The organism is Actinoplanes sp. NPDC051346, from assembly GCF_040682215.1.
In the GTDB taxonomy this organism is placed as follows: Bacteria; Actinomycetota; Actinomycetes; order Mycobacteriales; family Micromonosporaceae; genus Actinoplanes.
Window position 1 is genome coordinate 196,678 of the sequence record NZ_JBFBAJ010000001.1, and the last position, 16,109, is coordinate 212,786.

At 71.8% G+C, this 16,109-nt stretch carries 16 protein-coding genes; 9 read left to right on the forward strand and 7 right to left on the reverse strand.

Annotated features, from left to right (window positions below):
• Nucleotides 1–37 precede the first annotated feature (37 nt).
• A complete protein-coding gene (locus AB0M36_RS00835; protein WP_364150368.1) occupies nucleotides 38–616 on the forward strand; it encodes an HhH-GPD-type base excision DNA repair protein in 579 nt (192 codons plus the stop codon).
• Here the strand turns inward: AB0M36_RS00835 and AB0M36_RS00840 are convergent.
• Entirely contained in the window at nucleotides 570–2,954 is a 2,385-nt protein-coding gene (locus AB0M36_RS00840; protein WP_364150371.1) for a bifunctional diguanylate cyclase/phosphodiesterase, read from the reverse strand. The two genes, AB0M36_RS00835 and AB0M36_RS00840, sit on opposite strands and share 47 nt — an antisense overlap.
• Nucleotides 2,955–3,040: 86 nt before the next feature.
• Here AB0M36_RS00840 and AB0M36_RS00845 point away from each other — a divergent pair, with 86 nt between their 5' ends.
• Nucleotides 3,041–3,394, forward strand: a complete 354-nt coding sequence (locus AB0M36_RS00845; RefSeq protein ID WP_364150373.1) for a DUF3099 domain-containing protein — start codon at nucleotides 3,041–3,043, stop codon at nucleotides 3,392–3,394.
• A 685-nt stretch (nucleotides 3,395–4,079) separates the two neighbouring features.
• On the opposite strand, the gene AB0M36_RS00850 is transcribed toward AB0M36_RS00845, so the two are convergent.
• Nucleotides 4,080–5,066 carry a PfkB family carbohydrate kinase gene (locus AB0M36_RS00850; protein ID WP_364150375.1) on the reverse strand — a complete coding sequence of 329 codons (987 nt, stop codon included), beginning with the start codon at nucleotides 5,064–5,066 and terminating at the stop codon, nucleotides 4,080–4,082.
• Nucleotides 5,063–6,010, reverse strand: a complete 948-nt coding sequence (locus tag AB0M36_RS00855; RefSeq protein WP_364152166.1) for a pseudouridine-5'-phosphate glycosidase — start codon at nucleotides 6,008–6,010, stop codon at nucleotides 5,063–5,065. The genes AB0M36_RS00850 and AB0M36_RS00855 overlap by 4 nt, the downstream gene beginning before the upstream one ends.
• A gap of 166 nt (nucleotides 6,011–6,176) precedes the next feature.
• Between AB0M36_RS00855 and AB0M36_RS00860 the strand changes: the two genes are divergently transcribed.
• The 3 genes from AB0M36_RS00860 to AB0M36_RS00870 all read left to right on the forward strand — a co-directional run bounded on the left by AB0M36_RS00860 (nucleotide 6,177) and on the right by AB0M36_RS00870 (nucleotide 8,881).
• Entirely contained in the window at nucleotides 6,177–6,395 is a 219-nt protein-coding gene (locus tag AB0M36_RS00860; RefSeq protein WP_364150377.1) for a DUF3039 domain-containing protein, read from the forward strand.
• Between the two features lie 16 nt (nucleotides 6,396–6,411).
• On the forward strand, nucleotides 6,412–7,026 hold the full coding sequence (locus AB0M36_RS00865; protein WP_364150379.1) for a TRIC cation channel family protein: 615 nt from the start codon (nucleotides 6,412–6,414) through the stop codon (nucleotides 7,024–7,026).
• 124 nt (nucleotides 7,027–7,150) lie between these two features.
• Nucleotides 7,151–8,881: a DEAD/DEAH box helicase gene (locus tag AB0M36_RS00870; RefSeq protein ID WP_364150382.1), complete on the forward strand. Its 1,731-nt coding sequence runs from the start codon at nucleotides 7,151–7,153 to the stop codon at nucleotides 8,879–8,881.
• Nucleotides 8,882–9,114: 233 nt separating this feature from the next.
• Here the strand turns inward: AB0M36_RS00870 and AB0M36_RS00875 are convergent, their stop codons facing one another.
• Entirely contained in the window at nucleotides 9,115–9,354 is a 240-nt protein-coding gene (locus tag AB0M36_RS00875; RefSeq protein WP_106129273.1) for a hypothetical protein, read from the reverse strand.
• An 809-nt stretch (nucleotides 9,355–10,163) separates the two neighbouring features.
• Nucleotides 10,164–11,723: an RNA polymerase sigma factor gene (locus AB0M36_RS00880; protein ID WP_364150385.1), complete on the reverse strand. Its 1,560-nt coding sequence runs from the start codon at nucleotides 11,721–11,723 to the stop codon at nucleotides 10,164–10,166.
• Nucleotides 11,724–11,977: 254 nt separating this feature from the next.
• Between AB0M36_RS00880 and AB0M36_RS00885 the strand changes: the two genes are divergently transcribed.
• Nucleotides 11,978–12,796 (forward strand): inositol monophosphatase family protein, encoded by an 819-nt coding sequence (locus AB0M36_RS00885; RefSeq protein ID WP_364150387.1) that lies wholly within the window; start codon nucleotides 11,978–11,980, stop codon nucleotides 12,794–12,796.
• 28 nt (nucleotides 12,797–12,824) lie between these two features.
• Here the strand turns inward: AB0M36_RS00885 and AB0M36_RS00890 are convergent, their stop codons facing one another.
• A complete protein-coding gene (locus AB0M36_RS00890) occupies nucleotides 12,825–13,364 on the reverse strand; it encodes a LytR C-terminal domain-containing protein (protein ID WP_364150390.1) in 540 nt (179 codons plus the stop codon).
• A 371-nt stretch (nucleotides 13,365–13,735) separates the two neighbouring features.
• Here AB0M36_RS00890 and AB0M36_RS00895 point away from each other — a divergent pair, with 371 nt between their 5' ends.
• Together AB0M36_RS00895 and AB0M36_RS00900 are read left to right on the forward strand one after the other, a co-directional pair.
• Nucleotides 13,736–14,032: a DUF4193 domain-containing protein gene (locus tag AB0M36_RS00895; protein ID WP_023561654.1), complete on the forward strand. Its 297-nt coding sequence runs from the start codon at nucleotides 13,736–13,738 to the stop codon at nucleotides 14,030–14,032.
• Between the two features lie 151 nt (nucleotides 14,033–14,183).
• Nucleotides 14,184–15,029 carry a hypothetical protein gene (locus tag AB0M36_RS00900; RefSeq protein WP_364150392.1) on the forward strand — a complete coding sequence of 282 codons (846 nt, stop codon included), beginning with the start codon at nucleotides 14,184–14,186 and terminating at the stop codon, nucleotides 15,027–15,029.
• Here the strand turns inward: AB0M36_RS00900 and AB0M36_RS00905 are convergent.
• Nucleotides 15,026–15,511 (reverse strand): DUF3093 domain-containing protein, encoded by a 486-nt coding sequence (locus AB0M36_RS00905; protein ID WP_364150394.1) that lies wholly within the window; start codon nucleotides 15,509–15,511, stop codon nucleotides 15,026–15,028. The two genes, AB0M36_RS00900 and AB0M36_RS00905, sit on opposite strands and share 4 nt — an antisense overlap.
• 93 nt (nucleotides 15,512–15,604) lie before the next feature.
• Between AB0M36_RS00905 and dut the strand changes: the two genes are divergently transcribed.
• Nucleotides 15,605–16,096, forward strand: coding sequence for a dUTP diphosphatase (gene dut / locus AB0M36_RS00910; protein ID WP_364150396.1), 492 nt, complete (start codon nucleotides 15,605–15,607; stop codon nucleotides 16,094–16,096).
• The last annotated feature ends 13 nt before the right edge of the window (nucleotides 16,097–16,109 follow it).

The window sequence follows — 16,109 nt, forward strand, 5'->3', positions numbered from 1 at the left end:
AAGGTCTTGGGTCTGGCTGGTGTAGCAAGATGACGTCATGACGTTCTCGCTGCCCATCGCCGACGAGGCCAACCAGCTGCTCTCCACCGACCCGTTGGCACTGCTCATCGGCATGGTGTTGGACCAGCAGATTCCGCTGGAGAAGGCGTTCAGTTCGCCGTACGTGCTCGCGCAGCGGCTCGGCCACGCACCCACCGCCGAGGAGCTCGCCGAGTTCGACCCTGAGGCGCTGATCGCGATCTTCGCCAAGCCGCCGGCCCTGCACCGTTTTCCGAAGGCGATGGCCGCGCGGGTGCAGGAGGTGTGCCGGGCGCTGGTCGGCAATTACGGCGGGGACGCGGCCAACCTGTGGCGCGACGCCGCGGACGGCAAGGAGTTGCTCAAGCGGGTGGGGGCGTTGCCGGGGTTCGGTAAGCAGAAGTCGCAGATCTTCGTCGCGCTGCTCGGCAAGCAGTACGACGTCCAGCCGCCCGGCTGGCGGGAGGCCGCGGGCGCCTACGGGGAGGAGGGGGCGCACCGTTCGGTGGCCGACATCGTCGACGGGGACTCGCTGGTCAGGGTGCGTGCCTTCAAGAAAGAGATGAAGGCGGCTGCGAAGAGCTCGTCAACAGGCTGAGCATTCGCGAGGCGGGCAGCGGCTCCGCGAAGAGGTAGCCCTGGCCGATGCCGCAGCCCAGCATTTGCAGCTCGGTGGCCTGCTCGGTGGTCTCGATGCCCTCGGCCACCGTGGTCAGGTGCAGGGCGTGGCTCAGCCGCAGGATCGCCTCGGTGATGCCGGCGCCCTCCGGGGTGCCGTTGAGTTCCGCCACGAAGCTGCGGTCGATCTTCAGGATGTCGACCGGCAGTCGGGTGAGGTAGTGCAGCGAGGAGTAGCCCGTACCGAAGTCGTCGATGGCCACCCGGATGCCGTGCGCGCGGAACTCGGCCAGCATGGTGATGCCGACGACGTCGTCGACCAGTGCCGACTCGGTGATTTCGAGGACCAGGCGACCCGGTTCCAGGCCGGTGAGCTGGAGTACGGCGAGGACGTCGGCCACCAGCGTCGGTTCCTGCAGCTGGCGGGGGGACAGGTTGACGCTGACGTAGGTGTTGCTGTCCCACGCGACGACCTGCGCGCACGCCTCCCGCAGTACCCATAGGCCGAGGGTGTTGATCGTGCCGTTGCGCTCGGCGATCGGGATGAACCGGGTGGGGGAGACCACCCCGAGCTCAGGGTGCTGCCAGCGGACCAGCGCCTCGACACCGATCGGGCGGCTGTCGGCGAGATCCACGAGCGGCTGGTAGAGCACGGTCAGTTCGCCGCGCTCCAGGGCGCCGGCGAGGTCCTCGGCCATCTGGGCGTCGGCCGCGCGGGCGTCGGTCATCGTCGGGTCGTACAGCTGGACGCCGTGCGTGCCGAGGTGTTTGGCCTGGTACATCGCGATGTCGGCGCGGCGCAGCAGGTCCTTGGGCGTGTCGCCGGCGCGGGTCGTGGCCACGCCGACGCTGGCGCGGACCGGCAGCATGTCGTCGCCGAGGCGCACCGGGGTGGCCGCGGCGGTGGCGAGGATGCGATGCGCGGCGGTCAGGGCCGAGTCGGCGTCGGGCACGTCGGTGAGCAGGACGACGAACTCGTCGCCGCCGATCCGGGCCGCCACGTCCTCGGCGCGGACCGAGGAGGCGAGGATCTCGGCGAAGCTGGTCAGCATCGCGTCGCCGGCGGCATGCCCGTACGCGTCGTTGACCAGCTTGAAGTCGTCCAGGTCGATGAGCAGCAGCGCCACGTCCGTGCGGTCGCCCACCGCGCGGGCGAGCCGGTCGTCGAGGCCGGTCCGGTTGGCCAGCCCGGTCAGCGGGTCGTGCAAGGCCATCCGCTGCAGTTCGTTCTCGCGCTGCCGGAGCTTGGTCTCGACCTCCTGGCGGCGCTCGATGTCGAGACGCAAGGCGGCGGTGGCCGCGTCGACCTTGCTCATGGCCCGGTTCCGGGCGCCGGTGAGGATGCCGACCAGCGCGGTCAGCAGCAGGGTGATCGTCAGCCCGAGCGTCCAGGTCGAGCCGACGATGCCCCGGTTGGACTCCGCGAGCAGCCGCTCGGTCGGGTGCACCTGCAACCGCCACATCCGCAGCCCGGCGGCGATGTAGGCCTGGCGGCTCAGCGCCGTGGAGGGGCGTGCCTCGGCGGCGGTCGCCTGGGCGACCGCCCGGTCGCTCGCGCTGTCGGGGTCGGCCAGCTCGGCCGTCACCGCGCCGTGCGCCTGCGCCCGCAACGTCTCGTTGAGCAGGTCGCCGCCGTGCACGCCCAGGCTCAGCCAGCCACGGATGGGGCCGTTCTTGAAGTACACCGGCATGGCCAGCGTGAACGACTGCTGCTGCTGGGCGGCGGGCAGGTGGCGGTCGGTCGGGAACACGTAGGCCCGGCTCACCGCCAGGCCGCCGACGATCCGCGCCTCGTCCAGGGTCGCGTCGGCGTCGGGCGTGTTGTTGAGGTCCCCGCCCGTGGTGACCGGCTGGCCGTCGAACGACTTGGTGAAGATGACGAACGTGTGCTCGATGCCGGTGCCCATCGGCTTCAGGCGCAGGTCGGGCGCGCCCTTGCCACGCCAGTACTCCTCGAGCATCGCGACGCCCGTGTCCTGCGAGGAGACCACGAAGCTCAGCGACGTCGCGCCGGGCAGGCGGCGGTTGCTCACCTTGGAGGTGATCCAGGTGAAGTGCTCGGCGTTGAGGTCGTCCTGGGCGCCGAGTGCGATCGCGACGTCGGCGAGCGTGTCGCCGTACCGCTGCAGCTCGTTGGCGATGGCCCGCTGGAGATCGCTGGTGTAGCGGTCCATGAGCTGAGCGGCGTAGCGCTGCTCGGTGCCTTCGGCGCCCCGCGCGGCACCCCACGACGCGCCGCACCCGACAAGCGCGACCACGACCACAAGCGCGACGCCGGACCACCGGCGCCGCTTCAGGACGGGCGAACTCGTCAACACGCTCTTCTTGATCGGCCGCTGCGGGTCGGACTTGAAGGACCGGCGCCGGGTGGTCTGCGAACGCGCGGCAGTGCGAGGATGTGCCGGTGAAGAAGCAGCCGGAGCGGCCGGTGCTAATCACCGACGCCGCCCGCAGCCAGGAAGATCAACTCCGCAGCCGACAGATCCGTTATGTAACGATGATGGGCCTCCGCGCCGGATGTCTCATCCTGGGCGCCGTCCTCATCAGCGTCCGGCCCCCGCTGCTCCCACTCTGGCTCATCCTCTGCGCCGCCGGGATGGTATTCCTGCCCTGGGCCGCGGTCCTGATCGCCAACGACCGCCCGCCGAAGAGCAAGGCCCACCCGCCAGCGCCGCAGCAGCAGCAGCCCGTGCAGCGCGCTGTCGAGCAGAACCCGGACGAGCCGCCCGCCCACCGCACCATCGACGTCGAGCCCTGACCCGACCCACCCGCTCCGGCTCCAGACCAGCCGCTTCGGCTCCGGCCCGGCCGGTCAGGCTCCGGCCCAACCCGCTCCGGCTTCTGCCCACCCGGACTTCTGCCCACCCGGTCAGGCTCCGGCCCCCGGCTCCGGCCCACCCCGACTCCGGCCCACCCCGGATTCCGGCCCACCCCGATTCCGGCCCACCCCGACTCCGGCCACCCCGACTCCGGCCTACCCCGGGCGCGGCTCCGGTCCGGGCGCGGCTTCGGTCCGGGCGCGGCTTCGGTCCGGGCGCGGCTTCGGTCCGGGCGCGGCTTTGGTCCGGGGCGACTCTGGCCGGGCGCGCCTTCCGACTCAGCCACTGCTTCGGCGCAGGCGCGCTTTTGCGCTGACGGCGCGCATTTGCGCAAAGCAGGCGCAGGGCAAAGGGCTTCGCGTTGACGGTGTGCTGTGTGTTGGCGGCGCGTTGCGGGCTGGCGTCACGTTGCGCGTGTTGCGGGCTGGCGTCACGTTGCGCGTGTTGCGGGCTGGCGTCACGTTGCCGGGCTGACGGTGCGCTGTGTGCTGGCGGCGCGTTGCGCGTGTTGCGGTTGGCGGCACGTTGCGGGGCGGACGGCACGCTGCGGGGCGGACGGCACGCTGCGGGGCGGACGGCACGCTGCGGGGCGGACGGCACGCTGCGGGGTGGCGGCGCTCGCGGCTAAGGGCGCGCGCCCACCCGCTGCACGGCCGCGGCGCCAAGAGCGGCGCCGGCTGCCAGCGCGGCCTCCGGCTCCGCGCCGGAACACCATGCCTCCAGCACGCCCGCCGCGAAGGCGTCGCCCGCGCCGGTCGGATCAATCGACGGTACGCGGACACCCGCGACCGACCGCAACACCCCGTCTCGGGTTCCCCAGACGGCACCGTCGCCCCCGCGTTTGACGACCACGTTGCGGGCGGACGAGGCGAGGATCACCGCCTGCGCCTCCGCCGTGCCCGGGCCGGCGAGGACTTCCGCCTCGTCCGCGTTGCAGAGCAGCAGGTCGACCCCCCGTACCAAATCCAGAAAGTCGCCCGACCGCCGTAGGGGAGCCGCGGAGGCCGCGTCGACGCTGGTTGTCAGGCCCCGCTTGCGGGCCGCCGCGAGCGCTGCCAGCCCGCCGGGCCGGGATTCGGGATGCAACAGCGGATAACCGGACAGGTGCAGGTGCCCGGCGTCGGGTGCGGCCTCGACGGCGGACGTGACATCGGCCGGCGCCAGCAGCAGCGCCGCGCCGCGGTCGGTGATCATCGTCCGCTCGTCGGGGGTGCTGAGCACGACCACGCTGCCGGTCGCCGCGCCCGGGTGGTGCCGCACGTCGCACCGCACCCCGGCCGCGGTGAGCTCGGCGACCCGTTCCCGGCCGCCGGCGTCCTCGCCGACCGCCGCGATGAGGGTGACGGGCGCGCCGGCGTGGGCGAGCCAGGCGGCCGTGTTCGCCGCCTGCCCGCCGCCGCCGACCCGGATCCGCGCGTCGGTGTCCGACCCGGTGGCCAATGGCCCGGACCGCACCACCAGCACGTCCGTGACCAGGTCGCCGACGACGATCACGCCCGCGCGGGCGGCGTTCGCGCGCTCGCTGGTTGGGGCGGCGTTCGCGCGCTCGCTCGTCGAGGCGGCGGCGTTCGCACGCTCGCTGGTCGAGGCGGCACTCGCACCCTCGCTCATTGGGGCAGCGAGAACCCGAGCGCCGGGTGGGCCGGGGTGGCCGCGACGGCGATCTGTGCGGCCAGGGCGGCGTTGCGCAGGATGATGCGGACGTTTACCTCCAGGCTCTTGCCCTGCGTGCTGCTGTGGAAGTGCGACAGCAGGAACGGCGTAACCGCCTTGCCGGTGACGCCGTCGCGGGCCAGCAGTTCGAGGCCCTCGGCCAACGTCCGGTCGTGCAGGGCCGTGTCGAGCTGCTCGTCGGTCGGCAGCGGGTTGCCCAGCACGAGCGCGCCCCTAGCCACGTCGTGGTCCTCGCGGGCCGCCATCGCGGCCGCGACCGCGGCGGGGGTGTCGAGCTGCCAGTCGACGTCGAAGCCGCCGTCGGTGACGAAGAAGCCGGGGAAGCGGCGGGTGCCGTAACCGGCGACGGAGACGCCGAGCGTCTCGAGGCGCTCCAGGGTCGCGCCCACGTCGAGGATCGACTTGACGCCCGCGCAGACCACGACGATCGGCGTACGCGCCAGCGTGGTCAGGTCCGCCGACTCGTCGAACGTCGTGTTGGCCTCCCGGTGCACCCCGCCGAGGCCGCCGGTGGCGAAGACGCCGATGCCGGCCGCCGCGGCGACCGCGCTGGTCGCGGCCACGGTCGTGGCGCCGTCCGCGCCGGTGGCGGCGGCGACCGCCAGATCGCGTACGGACAGCTTGGCGACCCCGTCGGCGCCCGCGAGGTGCTCGATCTGGGCGTCCTCGAGGCCGACGACGAGCTCGCCGCCGATCATGCCGATGGTGGCGGGCACGGCGCCGTTGTCGCGGACGGTCTGTTCGATCTCGCGGGCGACGCGCAGGTTGTCGGGGCGGGGCAGCCCGTGCGAGACGATCGTGCTCTCGAGCGCCACGACGGGCTGGCCGTCGCGGCGGGCCCGGGTCACATGGTCGCCGTATCGGATGGAGAAGCGGCCCACCGGCCGCGTGGAATCGGTCACGATGGCAACGGTACGGCCCCGAGCAGGGCCACCGTCGTTGGACCGAGCCGGCGTGAGGTGTCAGACTTGCAGGTTGGAGCTTCCGCCGCGGAGGCCGGGGGGCTCGCGGCGGTCAGGACTTTTGTATCGACGAGAGGCAGACGCCGTGAGCACGCAGATCCTCGAGCGCCCGGAGACGAAGGACGCGGACACCGGGCCGGAGATGTTCCACTACGTGCGCAAGGAGAAGATCGCCGAGAGCGCCGTCATGGGAACATTCGTGGAGGCGCTCTGCGGGGAGAAGTTCCCGGTGACGAAGACACCGAAGCCGGGTTCGCCTGTGTGCCCGCAGTGCAAGGAGATCTACGAGTCGATGAAGGTCTGATCGGGGAGAACGGCGCGTGACGGGAAGCTACAGCCTGCTCGTCGCGGACCTGATCGGTGTGGCGGTCTTCGCGGCTTCCGGCGCCAGCGCCGCGGTCGCGAAGCGGCTCGACCTGTTCGGTGTGGCGTTCGTCGGGTTCCTGGCGGCTCTCGGCGGCGGCATCCTGCGCGACCTCGTGATCGGCGCGGTGCCCCCGTTGGCCTTCTCCGACTGGCGCTACGCCGTGACGGCCGTCGTCGCCTCCGTGGCCGTCTTCTGGCTGCATCCGCAACTCAACCGGCTTCGGCGTACGGTGCTGCTCCTCGACGCCGCCGGGCTCGGCCTCTTCACCGTGACCGGCACGCTCAAGGCGCTCGACGCCGGTGTGCCGGCGGTGGGCGCCTGCTTAGTGGGAATGCTCACGGCGATCGGCGGCGGTCTGGCCCGCGACCTGGTCACCGCGGAGATCCCGGTGGTCCTCCAGCGGGACATCTACGCGGTGGCGGCCCTGGGCGGTGCCGTCGCGGTCACCGTGCTGAGCTGGCTCGACGTCGCTGATCCGATCACTCTGGCCGCGGCTGTGGCCGGCGTGACGGGGGTACGACTGCTGGCGTTGTACCGCCGGTGGTCGGCCCCGGTGGCCGTGCCGTAGCCGTCTGGTCGCTCGCCCCGGCCGGTCATGCCGCGCGAGATTGTCGGCTCCCGCCGCTATGCTGGGTCCGGCCTCCGCGGCTTTCCGCGGAGGCGTTTGTGTGACTGGAAGGGATCGCCGCAGCTTGAGTCCGCCGTTGCCGAATCTCGATACCTTCCCCCCGCTGCGTGACTGGCAGCGCAAGGCGCTGGTGCGTTACCTGCGCAAACGCTCCGCCGACTTCATGGCGGTGGCGACACCGGGCGCCGGCAAGACGACCTTCGCTCTGCGCATCGCGGCCGAACTGCTCTGCGACGGCACGGTCGAGGCGGTCACGGTGGTCTGTCCCACCGAGCACCTGAAGACGCAGTGGGCGTCCGCGGCGGCCCGGGTGGGCATCCAGTTGGACTCGGCGTTCCGCAACTCCGACGTGCACAGCGCGCGCGACTTCCACGGGGCCGTGCTGACGTACGCGCAGGTGGGCATGGCGCCCGCGGTGCACCGGCGGCGCACCATGACCCGTCCGACCTTTGTCATCCTCGACGAGATCCACCACGCCGGCGATTCCCGCACCTGGGGCGACGGCGTGAAGCAGGCCTTCGACGAGGCCGAGCGGCGGCTGATGCTGACGGGGACGCCGTTTCGTTCCGACGACAACCCCATCCCGTTCGTGGAGTACGAGCGCGGCGAGAACGGCCTGCAACGCTCCCGCTCCGACTCGGTGTACGGCTACAGCGACGCCCTGCGCGACGGCGTCGTCCGCCCGGTGATCTTCCTGGCGTACTCGGGTGAGACCCGCTGGCGCACCAGCGCGGGCGACGAGCTCGCGGCCCGCTTGGGCGAGCCCATGACCAAGGACCTGATCGCCCAGGCCTGGCGCACCGCCCTCGACCACCGCGGTGACTGGATGCCGCAGGTGTTGCGTGCCGCCGACGCCCGGCTGTCCAGGCTGCGGTCGCACGGCATCACGGACGCGGGCGGCCTGGTCATCGCGAGCGATCAGCAGACCGCCCGGGCGTACGCGAAGCTGCTGGAGACCGTCGCCGGGGAGAAGCCCGTCGTGGTCCTCTCGGACGACCAGGGCGCCTCGGCGCGCATCGCGGAGTTCGCGCTCTCCGAGCAGCGCTGGATGGTCGCGGTCCGCATGGTTTCCGAGGGCGTCGACATCCCCCGCCTGGCCGTCGGCGTGTACGCCACCAGCGCCTCGACCCCGCTCTACTTCGCCCAGGCGATCGGCCGTTTTGTCCGGGCCCGCCGCCAGGGCGAGACCGCGACGGTGTTCGTGCCCAGCGTGCCGCACCTGCTCGGCCTCGCCAGCGAGATGGAGGTGCAGCGCGACCACATCCTCGGCGCCCCCAAGGACCCGGACGGCCTGGACGACGCCCTCCTCGAGCGGGCCCAGCGGTCCGAGGACGCCGAGGGCGAGCTCGAGAAGCGCTTCGAGGCCCTGTCGGCGACGGCGGAGCTCGACCAGGTGATCTACGACGGCGCCTCGTTCGGCACCGGGGCGCGGACGGGCACGCCCGAGGAGGAGGAATACCTGGGGCTGCCGGGCCTGCTGACCCCGGACCAGGTGGCGGTCCTGCTGAGCAAGCGCCAGTCGGCGCAGCTCGCGGCCCAGAAGAGGGCGGCGGCGACGGCCTCAGCGGATGCCGTACCGGCCCCTCGGGAGCCGGTGGCGACGATGCCCGCCGCCGAGCGCCGGGTGACGCTGCGCCGCCGGTTGAACGCCTTGGTGGCCGCCCACCATCACCGCACCAACCTGCCCCATGGCAAGATCCATGCGGAGCTGCGGCGGTTGTGCGGGGGCCCGCCGAGCGCCCAGGCGACGATCGAGCAGCTCGAGGAGCGCATCGCCACGATCCAGACCCTCTGAGCCCACGATCCAGACCCTCGAGCCGCCGGCGGTCGGGCTGGACCGGTGCGGGCCGGCCGGAGAATCCGATCCGCGAGAACATGTCGCGGCTTCTTGCGCGGATTCACCCGCTCGGGGGACGCCGGGAGGCTGCTCGCCGCGATCGTCGCCCGGCTCGTCCCGCGGAGCGACCGCGGACCGACGGCATGAAAAAGGGCGCCCCGGCACGGGACGCCCTTTCGCAGCCTATGGGGTTAGTTGGAGTTAGACATCATTTCCGCGCCGCGCCACGTGAACTCGGGGTCGGCGGCATACTGCACCGCGATCTTCACCAGGTCCTCGGCGTACCTGTTGGCGTGGTGCCCGCAGAACACCAGCTCGCTTCCACCAGCCAGGGTCAAACGGAGCTTTCCGGCTGCATTGCAGCGGTCGCACCGTTCATCGGCTGCTGTTCCGGCCACGCTTCCCGCCGGCGGCGTGAGAGTCGGGGTCATCGCCTTCCTCCTCTGGTCGTCACCGATGAACATGTTCCTCGGCTAATGCTCACCCATCGTGCAACACCATTGGCCCTTGCAGCCTTCCCACAGTGCCCCGGGGGGACCCAAGTCACACGTGGTCCGGCTAGTGTGCCGTGCACCAAGGGTGCCACGTCAACGATCACTTCTGCACAACGGTCTGGTTACCACCCGATGATGTACGGGTAGTGACCAAAAGGGCACGCAGTGTTGACTACCTGACTGGTTTTCCGGTATTGATCAAGCTGTCCGTGTCCAGTACCGGACAACTGATCTTGGTCCCGGTCGGATGCCGCCCGCCCGGCGATGGAGCGCGCCCGTCGGTAGTCCGACTGCGACCCAGCCGGGCATTCGCCCGCCATACCACCGTCACCGGTCGCACCGTCACTGTCCGTATCCCCACCGCCACAGTGAAACTGCCGCTTCACGGGAAGCGATCGCCCCACAAGAAGCGATCGCCACACGGGAGCCGACCGCCGCATGTGAGGCGACCGCCACACGGGAGCACCGCCCGCCGAACGAGTGGGGGCACCGCCCGCCGAACGAGTGGGGGCACCGCCCGCCGAACGAGCGGGGCACCGCCCGCCAAACGAGCGGGGCACCGCCCGCCAAACGAGTAGGAGCGCCGCCCGCCAGACGAGTGGGGCACCGCCCGGCCGCCGAGCTGGCGCCACACGTGGGTCGCCCACCCGCCGGAGACGCCCACACGCCCACACGCGAGCACGCCGACGATGTGCGGCGCGCGCGCCGGTAAGCGCGCGGCCGCGTCCTCGTCCCCGCGACCCGGATCAGTCCAGGTAGTCGCGCAGCACCTGCGAGCGCGACGGGTGCCGCAGCTTCGACATCGTCTTCGACTCGATCTGGCGGATGCGCTCGCGGGTCACCCCGTAGACCTGGCCGATCTCGTCGAGCGTCCGCGGCTGGCCGTCGGTCAGACCGAAGCGCAGCCGGACCACGCCCGCCTCGCGCTCCGACAGCGTCTGCAGCACCTGCTGGAGCTGGTCCTGCAGCAGCGAGAACGAGACCGCGTCGACCGCGACGACCGCCTCGGAGTCCTCGATGAAGTCGCCGAGTTGGCTGTCGCCCTCGTCGCCGATGGTCTGGTCGAGCGAGATGGGCTCCCGGGCGTACTGCTGGATCTCCAGCACCTTCTCCGGGGTGATGTCCATCTCCTTGGCCAGTTCCTCCGGGGTGGGCTCGCGGCCCAGGTCCTGGAGCAGCTCACGCTGTATGCGGCCGAGCTTGTTGATGACCTCCACCATGTGCACCGGGATGCGGATGGTGCGGGCCTGGTCGGCCATGGCGCGGGTGATGGCCTGGCGGATCCACCAGGTGGCGTACGTGGAGAACTTGTAGCCCTTGGTGTAGTCGAACTTCTCGACCGCGCGGATCAGGCCCAGGTTGCCTTCCTGGATGAGGTCCAGGAACGCCATGCCGCGGCCGGTGTAGCGCTTGGCCAGCGACACCACCAGGCGCAGGTTGGCCTCGAGCAGGTGGTTCTTGGCGCGCTCGCCGTCGCGGCCGATCCAGCGCAGGTCGCGCTCGAAGTTGCGGTCGAGCTTCTCCTCGCCCTCGTCGCAGGCGCGCAGGCGCTCGGCGGCGTAGAGCCCGGCCTCGATGCGCTTGGCGAGCTCGACCTCCTGCTCGGCGTTCAGCAGGGGGACCTTGCCGATCTGCTTGAGGTAGGCGCGGACCGAGTCGGCCGAGGCGGTCAGCTCGGCGTCGCGGCGAGCCTGCTTGAGCGCCTCCGACTCCTCGTCGTCCCACTCGAAGTCGCCGTCGGTGGCCGAGCTGGCGGCGTCGGTGGCGGCGGCCTGCACCATGGCGGCCGGCTCCTCCACGACGACGTCCTCGAGGTCGGCGGCGAGTTCCTCGGGGTCGATCTCCTCGCCCTCCGCGGGTCCACCCTCGCCCGCGGCCTTGGTGGCCTTCGCCGGACCGGCGGCCTTCTTCGCCGGGCCGGCCGCCTTCTTCGCGGCGGCCTTCTTGGCGGGACCGGGCGTCGCGGCGGAGGCGTCGGTCTCGGTCGCCCCCTGCTTCGGCGCCGGCGCGGCCTTCTTGGCGGGGGCACGGGTGGCCTTGGCGGTGGTCGCCTTCGAGGCCGGGGTCGCGGCGCGCGCGGCGGCGACCCGGCGGCGGGTGCTGGCCGAGCCGTCGACGACGACCGTGACGCCCGCGTCCACGAGGGCGCGGAGGATCTTCTTGGCCTGAGCCGGAGTCACCTCGGCGGACTCAACCGTCTGCACGACCTCGGCCGACGTGATCTGCCCGCCCGCACCCTGCGCGTGGGCGATCAGGGCCTCGGTGAGAGAGCGAACGTCGGCACCGGTCTGGTGGGCTTCTGTCACGAATGACCTTCCGGAGGGCGATGAAACACGGCCATGGGCCCAGCGCAGCACGCGGCGAAACGAGGCTGGCCGGTGTGGTGTGGGAGCCCGCGGAACGCGGACGGGGCTTGCTGGCGGTGTCCGTGAAGCGCGGGCAGGGGTGAATTGTAGCGCCGTCCAGCGAGATCCTCCCGCCGCAGCACGCCGCAGGGGGTCGCCGACCTCTCTTCGTGCGCCGGGCGGGAGAATGGTAGCTGCTGAAAGGGCGGTGTGGAGTGGTCGAAAACGCCGAGGTGCCGGCGCCGGAGGAGTTGTTGGCGATCGCCGTGCGGATCGCGCGGGAGGCCGCCGGGACGGCTCGGCGCATGCGCGCCGAGGGGGTCACCGACGTGCAGACCAAGAGTACCGACACCGACGTGGTGACGGCGGCCGACAAGGCCGTCGAGCGCGACGTGGTCGAGGCGCTGCGGCGCGAGCGGCCGGGCGACGGCGTGTTGGGCGAGGAGTACGGCGACAGCGCCGCACCGGCCGGCCGGGTCCGCTGGATCCTCGACCCGATCGACGGCACGGTGAACTACCTCTACGGCCTCCCGCAGTACGCGGTGTCGCTGGCCGCTGAGGTGGACGGCGTCGTGGTCGCCGGAGTGGTCCGCAACGCCGCGACCGGCGACGAGTGGACCGCGACGCGGGGCGGTGGCGCGTGGCGCGGTGAGCGGCGGTTGAGCGGCTCCACGCGGACGTCCCTGAACCAGGCACTTGTCGCGACCGGCTTCGGCTACGACCCGGCGCGCCGCGCGCATCAGGGAGCCGTGCTGGCGGCGTTGATCACCCGAGTGCGTGACATTCGCCGCTTCGGCGCGGCGTCACTGGATCTGTGCCTGGCGGCCGAGGGCGGGGTGGACGCCTACTTCGAGAAGGGGCTGCACGCCTGGGACCACGCGGCCGGCGGGCTGATCGCCGTCGAGGCGGGCCTGTGGGTGTCCGGACTCGACGGACGCAGCGCCAGCGAGGACATGCTGGTGGCCGCGCCGCCGGCGCTCTTTCCCGCGCTGCATGACGCGCTCGTGGAGCTCGACGCCGCCGGCGGTCCCTGACGGTCGCTGACGGCCCGGGCGGGTCCGGTCAGGAGTCCTTCTTGGCCGGTGCCGGGCAGGCGCCCGGCGGCACCTGCGGCTCGCCGAGCTCGACCAGCGACTGGTTGACCTCGGTGGTCGTGGCCAGCTGCTGGAACTGGCTGCCGATCACGACGTCGACCACCGCGCCCTTGCGCTTGGGGTTGTACTGCGGGTCGGCCTGGTTCAGGAAGTACGCCCGCAGCAGCCAGGCCGAGCCGACCGCGTCCGGGCCGTACCGCATGACCGCGACGCCGTCGACCTTCTTGTTGTTCTCGGCGGGCTTCTGGGTCTGGAAGCGCCGGTTCTTGAATTCGTTGGTGACGTTGTCGGCCAGGCCGGGCTGGTCGGTGCCGTTGTAGACCTTGACCGTGACCTGCTCCGCGTCGTCCGGCAGCGTCACGTCGGCCAGGACGGAACCGGTGGGGCACCCGCCACCCACCACGGCGTCACCCTGGGTGTCGCGGACCAGCGCCACCACGACGAAGACCACCGCGGCCACGGCGAGTACGCCGACCACGACGAGCGCTCGAACGCGCGCAAAGCTCATGGTGCAGTACTCCAGGTGAGGTGGGGGTGGCGGCAAGAGTCTGCGGTGAGGTTAGCGTCTACTCCGACGCGCGCGGAAACAGGGAATGTTCCCGGCGCGGCGACGATGATCCACGGGCTTCGCCCCCTACCTTGATGTCGCCTCAGTCACATCGGGAACAATTGGCCGCCCACGAACGTACAAGCGTCCCACTAGGGCGGTAAGGTGCCGCGTTTGCCGGGGCAGTTTCACAAGGGGGTGGGAGCGCCTCGGCGGATGGTCGTTCCCTGCTGTCTGGGCCAGGGAGAAAAGTCCGTCACAACGGGAACCGAAACGTCGTCGCCGGCGTTACTTACGCCAAGTGACACATCGATACAGGAGAGTGAAAACCGATGGCCACCGACTACGACGCCCCGCGTCGCGACGAGGTCGACCTCGGCGAGGACAGCCTCGAGGAGCTCAAGGCCCGCCGCGCCGACTCGCAATCGGGCGCAGTGGACGTCGACGAGGTCGAGGTGGCGGAGAGCTTCGAGCTCCCCGGTGCCGACCTGGCCGACGAGGAACTCACCGTCAAGGTCCTGCCGATGCAGACCGACGAGTTCCGCTGCGCCCGCTGTTTCCTAGTGCACCACCGCAGCCAGCTGGCGGTCGAGCGCAACGGGGAACTGATCTGCCGCGAGTGCGCCTGACCGCGCGCTCGCCGTGGTAGCCACCCGGTCGTCGGCGACGACCGGGCGTCGTGCGACCCCTGGAGCGGGGCGTGCGGCGTGTGACCCGTGTGCCCACCTGTCGCACTGGGTAGAGGGTCACTGACGGCAGACGAAGGGGAGGTCGACCACCATGAGCCGCCCAGACGAGAACTCGGCGCCGACCGCAGAGCCGGGGCGAGAGCTCATCGAGGTCGACCCGACACCGGCATCGGCGCTCACCGATGCCGCACGGCCGGCGGTCGAATCCGCCGACCGGGCCTCTGACGCCGACATCGGCGCCACCGTGGCCGCGCTCACGGCCGACGACCTGGCGCCGGACAAGCGGCGGCACCTGCTCGGCAGGCTGGTCGGCGACGTGCGCCGGCGCGGGCTCGGCCGATTGTTTCGCCCTCGGGCGGCGCTGCGCTGGATGGCCGATGCGGTCGCCGACATCGCCCCGCACGTACCGATCCGAGATGTGGATACTCTGCGCCGCCATCACGGCGGCCTCGACGACGACGAGCTCGCCGAGCGCCTCGTCCGCAACGCCTCCCGCGCTACCGCGGGGGTTGGCGCCGCCGGCGGCGGCGTGGCCTCGCTCGAGTGGGCCGTCACACCCACCCTGCTCTCCGCGCCGGTGCTCCTGGCCGCCGAGACGGTCGCCGTGGTCGCCATCGAGCTGAAGCTGATCGGCGAGCTGCACGAGGTGTACGGCCGGCCGATCGCCGGCTCCGCCGGCCAGAAGGCCACCGTCCTGATCCAGTCCTGGTCCGGCCAGCGCGGCGTGAACCCGCTGATTCCCGGCGTCGGGGTTGCCACGGTGCTCGGCACGGCGGCCCGCAAGGAGCTGCAGGCGAGCCTGCTGCGCCGATTCGGGCGCAACCTGACCACGCTGGGCCCGATGCTGACCGGCGCGGCCGTGGCCAGCTATCTCAACCGCCGGGCCACCAGGAACCTGGGCGACAAGGTCGTCAAGGACCTGCGCAAGAAGCGCTAGGCCGTGCGGCGCGCCGCCAGCAGTGCCGTCGCCAATTCGACCGGCTGCCGCGTGCTGACCACCCAGAACGGGGTGGGGTCCGCGGGATCGTCGAGCACGACCTGCACCGCGCCCTTGATCCAGGGACGCTGGATCACGAACGCCAGCGGGTGGGAGCCGACGCCGAGCACCTCGCGCCGGCCGTCGGCGTCCAGCGCCACGGCGTCCGCGATGGCCGAGATCGGCAGCCGGGCGTCGTCGACCTGGAACTCGGTCGCCGTGACGGCGACCCGGATGCGCCCCAGCCACCAGGGGAGCACCATCGACAGGGGTAGCAGCGCCACGAACGGCACCCACGCGCGCAGTCCGTCGCTGCCCATCCAGATCTCGGTGGCGAGCAGGCCGGCGAGGCCGGCCGCGGCGGGCCACATCCACCAGGGAGCGTGCAGCCGCTCGGCGTACGCGGCGGGCTCGGCCGTGCGTGCGGAGGGCTCGGATGTCACGCTGGTGAGGGTACGGCGCGCCTCCGTCTGCGATGACGGCAGGATGGCAGGGTGGGTGCCGCCCGATCCGCTCGACGTGAGGACTCAGCAACCGTGGACATCCAGGTCCGCCAGCTCGACCCCGGACTGCCGCTGCCGGCGTACGCGCACCCCGGCGACGCCGGCGCCGACCTGTACGCGGCGGAGAGCGTGGAGCTCGCGCCCGGGCAGTGGAAGTGCGTGCCGACCGGGGTCGCCATCGCGCTCCCCGAGGGTTACGTGGGGCTGGTGCACCCCCGCTCGGGGCTGGCCGCTCGCCTCGGCGTGACGGTGCTCAACGCGCCCGGTACGGTCGACGCCGGCTACCGCGGCGAGATCCTCGTGAATCTCATCAACCACGACCGGGAGCGCCCGGTCGCGATCTCACGGGGGGACCGCATCGCCCAGCTGGTGGTCCAGCGGGTCGAGCGGGCCGTGTTCCACATCGTCGACGAGCTCGACGACAGCGTGCGCGGCACCGGCGGCCACGGCTCCACCGGCGGTCACGGCGCCCTCCCGGAACAGGGCCAGGGGTCCGCGCCGGTGCTCGCGCAGCAGAATCTCTAGATCGGGAAGGTGG

Bases quoted from the DNA above. Each gene is read 5' to 3' on its own strand.
- AB0M36_RS00890 (WP_364150390.1), bottom strand. From the start codon at position 13,364: ATGAGCTTTGCGCGCGTTCGAGCGCTCGTCGTGGTCGGCGTACTCGCC.
- AB0M36_RS00835 (WP_364150368.1), top strand. From the start codon at position 38: ATGACGTTCTCGCTGCCCATCGCCGACGAGGCCAACCAGCTGCTCTCC.
- AB0M36_RS00900 (WP_364150392.1), top strand. From the start codon at position 14,184: ATGAGCCGCCCAGACGAGAACTCGGCGCCGACCGCAGAGCCGGGGCGA.
- AB0M36_RS00895 (WP_023561654.1), top strand. From the start codon at position 13,736: ATGGCCACCGACTACGACGCCCCGCGTCGCGACGAGGTCGACCTCGGC.
- AB0M36_RS00875 (WP_106129273.1), bottom strand. From the start codon at position 9,354: ATGACCCCGACTCTCACGCCGCCGGCGGGAAGCGTGGCCGGAACAGCA.
- AB0M36_RS00850 (WP_364150375.1), bottom strand. From the start codon at position 5,066: ATGAGCGAGGGTGCGAGTGCCGCCTCGACCAGCGAGCGTGCGAACGCC.